7 protein-coding genes and 1 pseudogene are annotated in these 9501 nt (G+C 63.6%); 3 read left to right on the top strand and 5 right to left on the bottom strand.

The annotated features are described in order from the left end of the window. Positions 1 to 409, bottom strand: a pseudogene (locus AC4DF4_RS16635) (acetyl-CoA carboxylase carboxyl transferase subunit beta); the annotation flags it as partial. Positions 410 to 605: 196 nt separating this feature from the next. Between AC4DF4_RS16635 and AC4DF4_RS16630 the strand changes: the two are divergent. From AC4DF4_RS16630 to AC4DF4_RS16620, 3 genes are all read left to right on the top strand, one after another. After that, the gene (locus AC4DF4_RS16630) at positions 606 to 803 is read left to right on the top strand and encodes a hypothetical protein (RefSeq protein ID WP_490049233.1); all 198 of its coding nucleotides are present in this window, start codon (positions 606 to 608) and stop codon (positions 801 to 803) included. A 12-nt stretch (positions 804 to 815) separates the two neighbouring features. Continuing rightward, positions 816 to 1064 (top strand): CDGSH iron-sulfur domain-containing protein, encoded by a 249-nt coding sequence (locus AC4DF4_RS16625; protein ID WP_490049232.1) that lies wholly within the window; start codon positions 816 to 818, stop codon positions 1062 to 1064. A gap of 307 nt (positions 1065 to 1371) precedes the next feature. Next, positions 1372 to 2229 (top strand): 3-keto-disaccharide hydrolase, encoded by an 858-nt coding sequence (locus AC4DF4_RS16620; RefSeq protein ID WP_490049231.1) that lies wholly within the window; start codon positions 1372 to 1374, stop codon positions 2227 to 2229. A gap of 9 nt (positions 2230 to 2238) precedes the next feature. Here the strand turns inward: AC4DF4_RS16620 and AC4DF4_RS16615 are convergent, their stop codons facing one another. The 4 genes from AC4DF4_RS16615 to AC4DF4_RS16600 form a co-directional block, all read right to left on the bottom strand. Next, positions 2239 to 3615 (bottom strand): Gfo/Idh/MocA family protein, encoded by a 1377-nt coding sequence (locus AC4DF4_RS16615; RefSeq protein WP_490049230.1) that lies wholly within the window; start codon positions 3613 to 3615, stop codon positions 2239 to 2241. Positions 3616 to 3658: 43 nt separating this feature from the next. Beyond that, positions 3659 to 6385, bottom strand: coding sequence for a helicase-related protein (locus AC4DF4_RS16610; protein ID WP_490049229.1), 2727 nt, complete (start codon positions 6383 to 6385; stop codon positions 3659 to 3661). 228 nt (positions 6386 to 6613) lie between these two features. Further along, the gene (locus AC4DF4_RS16605) at positions 6614 to 7435 is read right to left on the bottom strand and encodes a hypothetical protein (protein ID WP_490049228.1); all 822 of its coding nucleotides are present in this window, start codon (positions 7433 to 7435) and stop codon (positions 6614 to 6616) included. 154 nt (positions 7436 to 7589) lie between these two features. Next, a partial coding sequence (locus tag AC4DF4_RS16600; protein WP_490049227.1) for a chitobiase/beta-hexosaminidase C-terminal domain-containing protein occupies positions 7590 to 9501 on the bottom strand: 1912 nt, incomplete at its 5' end.

Below are 9501 nucleotides of genomic sequence, written 5' to 3'. Positions count from 1 at the left end.
TCTCGCCGACCACCGAGCCCATCGAGCCGGCGAAGAATTTGAAATCCATCACCGCAATCATCGCGCGCTGGCCGTTGATGGTGAGGCGTCCGGAAATCACGGCGTCGTCGAGGCCGGTCTTTTCGCGGAGACTTGCGACTTTCTCGTCATAGCCGGAGAAGCCGAGCGGGTTGGCCGAGATCAGGCCGATTTCAGTTTCCTCGAAGGAATCCGGGTCGGCGAGCATCGTGATGCGCTCGCGGGAATCGACCAGGAAGTGGTGGCTGCAATGCTGGCAGACGTGGAGGTTTTGCTTGAGCTCCAGGGTGTGGATCATCGCCCCGCAATCGGGGCATTTCACCCAGAGGCCTTCCGGCATGTCTTCACGTCGATCAAGGCTGCGCAGGCGGGGTTTGCTGAAAATGCCCATGGAATTGGAAAGTTGCTAGGTGGCGCGAGTCGCCGCGGCGGTGGACTCGTGGGCGCGACGCTAGCGGCGGGGATGGCTGGCGACAATCCCCTTTTGAAAGATCTGCACGCCGACACGCGGGATCTTTAGGGTTGCTATTGTCCCGGAAAGGCAACAAAACCTGCCCCGGGAATAGTAAGCGTTTCCGTAGCAACCGATGAATACCCGCCGTTTTGTCAGTGGTTCGTCCGTCATCCTCGCGGGGTGGCTCGGAGCAACATTTTTCAACGAGGTGCCCGCCCAAAGGTATCCCAAGCTCGACAAGAAACCGGCCACCGCCGCCGTGGCCAGCGAGACCGACCTGCTCGTCGCCGAGGCAAAACCGGCCGCACCGCCCATTTCAGTTTCCCGCTAACCTACCCCACTCATGGCTGAACAACCGATTATTTGCGATACCAAGCCGCTGCCACTCGAAGTGGAGGCAGGCACTCATTGGTGGTGTTCCTGCGGACGCTCCAGTCACCCGCCGTTTTGCGACGGCTCCCACAAGGGCACCGGCCTGCAACCGGTGAAATACGAGGTGGCGGAGAAAAAAACCATCTGGTGGTGCCAGTGCAAGCACACCGCGAACCCGCCGCTCTGCGACGGCTCGCACAAGAGCCTGCCAGCTCAATGAGTTGGCATCAACTCAACTACACGTTCAAAGACAAGCGGCTCAAAAGCGACTACGCCAAGGCACAACTCGGCATTCTTCCGAGAACCCACACCGGGGTGAGCGCCAACCGGATAGCGGCGAAGCTGGCGATGAAACATCTCAGTTCGGTGAGTAGGGGGGCTCAGCAGGCAGCGCGGACAAATCCATGGCGAGCCAACTCCATCACTCCGAATCTGTGTTCATGTCCGTGACCTTCAGCGCCAGAAAAATCAATGAACACTTGCTTCGGCCCGCTGCTAATGAGCCAATTCCAACCACTTTGAATTCCATGAACAATCCGATTTACCCACTAGCCGCCCTCGTGCTCGCGGCATCCACCCTTGTCTGCCCCGGCCACGACGACATGAGTAAGCCCGTGATCACCACGGAGACCCGCAAGGACGACAAGGGCAAGGACGTCCTCTACATGTTCATCGACGGCGTCAAGGTCCACGAAACCGACACCGCCAGGCAGCCGCTGCCACCGGTCGTCACGCCGGGAGCCGCGGACAAAGTCGGCGCGCCGCCGGCGGATGCGACCGTTCTCTTCGATGGCAGTGAAACGTCATTCAAACAAAACTGGACCGACACCAAAGGCAATCCAAGCGCGTGGAAAGTCGTCGATGGAGCGCTCGAATCCGTCAAAAAGGCAGGCTACATCCAGACCAAGCAGAGCTTCGGCTCCTGCCAGCTTCATGTCGAATGGGCGGCTCCGGCCAAAGCCGAGGGTGAAGGCCAAGGACGCGGCAACAGCGGGGTCTTCCTGATGAATGTTTATGAAGTGCAGGTGCTCGATAGTTTTGAAAACCAGACCTACGCCGACGGCCAGGCCGGGGCGCTTTACGGCCGGCAGAAGCCGTTAGTCAACGTCTGCCGGAAGCCCGGCGAGTGGCAGACCTATGACATCATTTTCCACCGCCCGCTCTTCGACGAAAGCGGCAAGGTCACCCGCCGGGCGACGTTCACCGTGCTGCACAACGGCGTGCTCATCCAGGATCACACCGTTCTGAGCGGAGGCACCGGCTGGATGGGACCGCACGCGGCATCCGAGTATAAGGCCCATGCCGACAAGCTGCCCTTTGCCATGCAGGACCACGGCAACCCGGTCCGCTACCGCAACGTCTGGATCCGCGAGTTGAAGGACTAACGGTGAAAATCACACGACCGGCGGCGGGGCGAAGCCTTCGCGGTAGCTGCGGCGGACGACGGTTTTCGTCGCTTCCTCGTGATTGGTGAAGGACAGCGTCGGCTTGTTCCAGCGCAGTTCCTGGCCGGGAAAACGGGTGGCTTTGACTGCTAACTGGGTGGCCTCGGTCATGCGGATGGCGTCCTTGAACGGACTGCGGAGCTCGGTCTTGATGCCGAGGCAATTGTCCACCCAGGCGTGCCAGTGGTTCATCTTCGGGAACTCTGGCAGGCCGGGCATTTTCAGGCCGGAGGTCATGACGCCGTCGCGCCAGATTTCAAGGCGGCCCTCGGCGGTTAGGCAAAGCACGCCGCCCTCGCAGACGACCACGGTCATGTTGCTGTCCGGGTATTTCCCGGGAGGCAGGCCCAGCGCGGCCCGCGAGGGAGCTTGCGCGGAGTCGCTGTAGTAAATGGCGAATTGCTTGCGGGCGAATTTCTGCGAGTCCACCGCGTAAGTGATGGTCGAGTGACACGGGTGGCTGTGGAAGAGGGGATTGGGCGACGGCTCGCAATGGGTTAGAACGGCGACGGGCGAGACGAGTTCGTCGTAGCCATGGAAAATCACATCCAGCACGTGGAGCCCCCAGTCGCCGAGGCCGTTGCTGCCATAGTCCCACCACGAGCGCCAGACGACGGGCGCGATGCCGTCGTGATACGGGGTTTCTTCGCAGGGACCGAGCCACAGGTTCCAATCCAGATTCGCGGGCGCGGGCTTGGGTTCGCCGACGGCGCGGTCCAAATTGAAATACTCGCGCGCGTTGGGCGAATTGACCCAGACGTGGGCTTCCACGGCTTTGCCAAGTGCTCCGCTTCGCAGGATTTCCACGGCGGCGCGGCGACCGGTATTGGCCATCCGCTGGTTGCCGACCTGGGTGACGAGATCCGGCCGCGCGGCGATGGCCTTTTCCATCATCGCCAGCTCTTCTAGCTGATGGACAAGTGGTTTCTGGCCATAGACGTGTTTGTGGTTGGCCAGCGCGGTGAGCATGATCGGCGCGTGGCTGTGGTCAGGCGTGGAGACGATGACTGCGTCGAACTTGTCGCCGAATTTCGAGAAAGCCTCGCGGTAATCGCGACAGGTGAAGGCGCCCGGATGGTCGATGGCGGCTTGGTCGAGGGCGTTGGAATCGACATCGCAGAGCCCGCTGATTTCGACGGCGGGATGCTGGGAAACCTGCGTGCGGTCGGCCCCGCCGATGGTTCCCACGACGCCGATGGAAAGCACGCGGAGTTTGGAGTTCGGCGAAACGGCGGGCTCACGCGACTGGGCGCGGACGATCGAGGAAAATCCGATTCCTGCGGCACCGGTGGTCCACATGAAACGGCGGCGGTTGATGGAAGGCATGTCGGGATTGATACTTGATGAGGTTTGGCGCTTTTTCAGAGAATCACGCGGGCGGAGCTTTCCAGATCAGGCGCACGGCGTCCAGCCGGACGCGGGCGTTTTGAATGGCCGCCGCGAGTTCGGCTTCACGCGCTTCAAGAGCCGCGATTTCCTCCGGCTGGATGTGGTCGTTCACCTCGGCGAGGTCGCGGAGGCGGGCGGTTTCCGCAGCCATCTCGGCGTGCATTGAGGCCAGCGCGTCCGCGATGACGGCGTGGCTTTTAGCGGTGGCCCGCGCGCGGGTTTTTTCGAGCATCTCTGGCAGAAATTTCCGCTTCACCGCCTCGTTGCGCATCAGGCTGGCCGGATCGCCTTTGCGCAGCGGTGGCTTGGCGAAGGCGGCTTCCTCGGTGTGATCGCCGCCCTTGTGATCGACGACGATCCGCAGCGGAGTCTGGGGCAGGAACCGATCGATGTGGAGACGCGCCGGAGCCACGCACTCGACGACGACCCATGCCTCTAGCAAAATGATCTTCTCTCCGGCGGCGTCCCACACGCCGAAGGTCGCGTTGCCCGCCGCCGAGCCGAGCATGAGATCGAGCGCGCCGCGGACCATCGGGTGGTCCCACGTTAGAAACGCCTCCTGCTCCCGCTCCAGCGCGCGCTGGCGGTCGAGGGTCACGGTCATGCCGTCGTGCGGGAGCGAGGGAAACGCGTCGGATTTCAAATTCCCCGGCAGCAGGAAATACCGGCGGCTGCCGAGCTCCTCGATGTGCAGGCCGGAGAACTCGAACAAGCGCAGCAGGAAGTCCTCGAAGCCCGCGTCTTCATCCCACTCGCGGATCTTTTTCACCAGCCACGCCGACCGCTCCGGACGGTGCGAGCTCCGCTCTAGCAGGCGGTCCTGCCCGCGCGCCAGCCGCTCGGAAATCCGCTTGCGGCAGGCGAGCGTCTTTTCGATCAACTCGTCGATGCCCTCGCGCTCGCCGATGGCTTCTTCCAGATCGAAGCGCAGCTCGCGCTGGATCTCCGCCGCGCCGGGCGGGCTGGCGCGGAAGGCGTTCAAGCCTTCCTCCAGCCAGCGCATCCGAATTTCCTCCGCGCTGCCTGGCAGATAGGGAACATGCACTTGGATCGTGCCCCTCTGGCCGATCCGGTCGAGCCGTCCGATCCGCTGCTCCAGCAGATCGACGTCTTCCGGAAGGTCATAAAGCACCAGATGCCGGGCGAACTGGAAATTCCGGCCCTCGCTGCCGATCTCCGAGCAGACGAGCACCCGCGCGCCTTCCGCTTCCGCGAAAAACGCCGCGTTCCGGTCGCGCTGCAGCAGCGTGAGATCCTCGTGGAAAAGCGCGCCTTTCACGCCGGTCGCCGAGTTCAGTTGTTCCAGAATTTCTTCGGCAAGCTCGCGGGTCTTCGCGATGACCAGCACCTTTTCCTCGCCGAGTGCCTCCAACAAACCGATCAGCCATTTCACCTTGTCGGTGGTCGGGGCGAGGCGCGGCTCGCGTTGCGGGAAGCCGCCGAGCTTGGCCCGCGTGTTGCGGAACATCACCCGGCCGACGCCGAAACCATCCAACAAATCCGCGATCAGGTGCTCGCGGGCACCGGGCTTTTCCGCGATTAGATTCGCCACGCGCTGCTCCAGCCGCTGGCGACCGGCGACGATTTTTTGCACCCGCCCGTCCACCGCGCCGCCCGCTGCGAGCGATTCCACGACGTCCGCGACATCCTCGTAGTGCAGCGTTTCCTCGCGGTATTGACCGAGGTCGGTGTAGCGGTCCGGGTCCAGCAATTTCAGCCGCGCGAAATGGCCTTCCGGCCCGAGCTGCTGCGGCGTGGCGGTGAGCAGCAGCAGGCCTTCCGTCGTCTCCGCGAGGCCGCGCACCATTTCATACGCCGCTCCGGGAGCTTCCGGCGACCACTCGAGGTGATGCGCCTCGTCCACGACTAACACGTCCCAGCCCGCCTCGCGCGCTTGCGCGGCGCGGCGCTCGTTCCCGGCGAGGAAATCGACGGCGGCGAGCACCCACTGGCTGTCGAGAAACGGATTGCACTCGGGGTCGCCATACTCGATCGCCTCGCAGCGGCCTTCGTCAAACAGGCTGAAGGAGAGTTGGAACCGCCGCAGCAGTTCCACGAACCACTGGTGGACCAGCGGCTCCGGCACGAGGATGAGCACGCGCTCGGCGCGGCCTGTCAGAATCAAGCGGTGCAAAATCAAACACGCCTCGATGGTTTTCCCGAGCCCCACCTGATCTGCTAACAAAACCCGCGGCCGTGGGCGGTTCGCCACCTCGTCGGCGATGAAAAGCTGGTGCGGGATCAGGTCCATCCTCGCGCCGGCCAGTCCGCGCACCGGCGAGCGGCGCATTTCCGCGCGCCGGTGCAGGGCCTCGCCGCGCAAGTCGAAATCCGCGTGCTCGTCGAGCTTGCCGCCGAACAGGCGCTCCTCGGGTTTGCTGAAGCTGATGGAGTCGGAGAGGCCGGCTTCCGCCACCTCGCCGCCGTCGGTTTGATAGATCCGCAGGCCGCCTTCTTCCCGCACGCGCTCGACGGTCATTTCCGCGCCCGAGTGGATCTTGATCCGGTCGCCGGGCATGAATTTCACCCGCCGCAACGGCGCGCTGTCGATGGCGTAGATCCGGGTTTCCCCCGCTGCGGGGAAGGCGATTTCCACCCGCCCGTCGCCGCTCTTGCGGATGATGCCGAGGCCGAGTTCCGGCTCGCCGTCGCTGACCCAGCGCTGCCCGCGCGTCCATGTGTTTTCCGTCCTGCCTTGCTCCACCATTTTAACCAAACGAGCTGTTTTCCTGGAAAAATGAAAGCGCAAAGACCGGCGCTTCATCCGAAACCACGAATCCGGGATTCTTATCTGCCGAGGGAAACGGGGTTCGTTTGCGAATCCTCACAGAGGATCGCCTTCTCATCAGTTCGTGCCACGCCACGGTTTCTGCTTCAGGCGGATGGAACTGCGGTCGCGCTCCGGGGAAAGGTCCGGTGGGTCGGGTTGCACCGTTCACTTCGGCGCTTCAGGCTGTTTCAACTGGGGTAGAGAGGGCTTCGGGCGGCTCGCCGGTGACGTCAGCGGAATCGTCGGTGGAGGCGAGACCCTCATCGGCGGTGCGGGCGGCTCGGTCGGCGCACCAAGTTCGTCGTCGAAGAGCCGATATTTCGGATCGACCCGGTCCAACGGAATCGTCACCGCAGGCGGCGGGCTGGGCTCCGCGCCTTTTTCCGCCTTCTGTTGATAGAGCTCGTTGTTCAGCTCCTCGCCCGCGGCGGGTTCGAGGCTCGGCAGCTTGATGGGGGTGGTGTGAGTGCTGATGCGGCTGGTCAGTTTCATGGCTTCCACAGGATCGCGCTTCATCCAAGGGAGTTCGCCGAGGACCGGGCGGCGGTTCTGGAAGTTTCCCCACAGCGTTTCCTCGTCGTCGGTCCAGAGAATGAAGTGCTCGAGATCCGGATTGGCGAGCGAGGGATCGGCCTCCAGCGCCGCGCCGTAAAAGCGCGCGGCCTGAAGCACCATGCCATGATGGAGCAGGGCGTTGGCGAGCCCGAGATTCTGCACCGCCTTGCCCCGGTTGTGCTCGAGCAGGGCGGTGAGCAGGCGGATGGCTTTCCGTGGCGCGCCCTTGGCGAGGATCCGCGCGGCGAATGCCAGCTCGACGTCGATGCTTGGAATTTCATCGACCTCCCAAACGACGTCCGCGGCCTCAAGGAAGGACCCCTGGTCGTAGAGCAAATGGGCCAGTTGCTTGCGAGCGTCCCAGTCAGCTGGGTTGTTCGCCAAGGTTTCGCGCAGTTTTTTCTCGTCGAGCTTTTTCGGGTTGGAGCTCATGGCAGTAAATGGATTGAGAGTGGATAATCGCCCGTCTGTTCTGTCAGAGCAAGTCCTAAAGTCATTCCATCGGGCGGGCGTCGCGCCCTCCCTGATACTGCCTGACTTGAGTCCTCGGAAATTGCAAGGGCGGGAAGATTTACCGCGGCGGCGGTCAATTATTGCTCTTGCGGGGATCCACCTTCAAGCCGGTGGGACGGCTTGGCGGCTGGACATCCGTTCCCGCGGAAAAGTTGCTGACCACGAGCGAGGTTCCCGTGGCGGAGGCGTCCACATTCGCGTTCCAGGTAGTCAGGCTGGCCACGCCGCCTTGCTCGGTGCGGAACGCGTGGTTCAGGCAGATCGTCTGCTCGGCGCCGCCGGCCGGAGTCACGTAGGCGGAATACGTGTGAGCGCTCATGTTGACGACGAGGCGGAAGGCGTAGCTGGTGTTTGGCGAATAGGGAATGCTGGCGGCCGCTTGATAGACGCCGCCGTTGCGGGCGTCGATCATGCCGGAGGCGTTGAAGCGGATGATGACTGCCAGATCGGCGTAGGCGGATGCCGCGGCGGCGGAGAGGCCGATGACGCCATCGGTGGGCGAGGCCGAGGGCGTGGCGGTGAAGGTCGCGCTGAAGCCGCCGCTTTGCGAAGTGAAGGCGGTGTTCTGGAAGGAGCCGCCGGCGGTCGCCACCACCGTGCCGGGCGGATAGAAGGTGAATTGGGCGGTGCTGACGGAACTGTCCGGGATGCCGCTCTTGTAGGCGATGGCCTTGACGGTGGTGGTTGCGGCGAGCGAGACCGGACCCCCATACAAGGTGCCAGCCGTCGGGCTCGGGGTGCTGCCATCGGTGGTGAAGCGGATGCTCGCGCCGCTGGTGCTGGTCGCGATGGCGACGTTCTGGGCGCTGGAAAAATTTCCGGCCGGAGGATTGAAGTACGGGGCTGAAACGGGCAGGCCGCCGGGTGGCGTGTTAGCCACCCATTGGTTGGTGGAGGCGTTCCACATGCGGAACAGCGTGCCGCCGGGTTGGGCGAGCACCGAGTTGCGGTGGAGATCCCACATGGTCCGCGCGAAGGGATCAAAGACGGTGGTTTCCTCACTCGGCCGGGCGAGGCCTCCGCGACCGGCGGCGTAGCGGTCCTCGTAGCGCATCCAGTCGTCCACGTTGTCGAAAAACGAGTCGTGGTTCCAGGCCGCCTTGCCGCCGGCTAACAAGGTGGCGAGCGCCTGCGCCGGCCATGCCTTGATGGTGCAACATCTCCGATAGCTCTCCGAGGTCGCCGCCCAGCCGCCGTCGTAGGTGGCGTATTGGCTGGGGTGCAGGTGCATGTAGGGCAGGCGCGCGCCATGGTGCATGACCATTTGCCACAGCGCCTTCATGCCCGCCCAGCCGTTGCCGTAATAGCACTGGGTGTCCTCGTGAATGATGGCGGTGGCGGGCATTTCCGCGGTGAAATACGGGTCGTCTATCAGCCTCGCGGCGAGAACGATCGGGAATTTCCTGCCGTTGGTCACGCCGCCGCCCTGGTTCCAATAGCCGCCGGCCTGGACCACGCCGCGCCAGTCGATGCCGATCTGCAGGAGCCGGATGAGCAGCGTCCGCTTCTGGGCTTGGGAAGCGTCGCTGTGCAGCATCAGGCCGGCGATGCCCAGGATGCGCGGGTATTCGCGGCCATAGGCGGGCATGTTTTCTATCGGCAGCAGCCACTGCTGCTCCCAGGAGCCGTTCATGTGGTCGATCCACGGGCGTTCCAGATAGCGCTCCCACTGGGACCACGACGGCATGGCGGAGCCCGCGGGCAGGCTCATCAGCCGGTCCCAGCGCACTTGGCTGAGGGTGAAAACCGGCTTGCTGCCGCCGATGTAGGTGGGGCGGAACGCGTCTGCCGGAGGTGCCGACGGCAGGCAAGTCAGGATCGCGGCCGTCTGCATGACCTGGTTGCCGTATTTCTCCGCGGTCCACATGATCGCGTGGTGCATTTGCTGGCTGGGAATCGTCAGCCGGCTTTTCGAGGAGATCAGCGAGCGGTTGACCGCGAGGGCGTAGGGAAAGGAAATCGAGGTGGCGGCGTTGTAGGTGACC

This window comes from Luteolibacter sp., assembly GCF_058122085.1.
The sequence above is the reverse complement of the archived record's forward strand: the minus strand, read 5'-3'. Positions and strand labels throughout refer to the sequence as shown.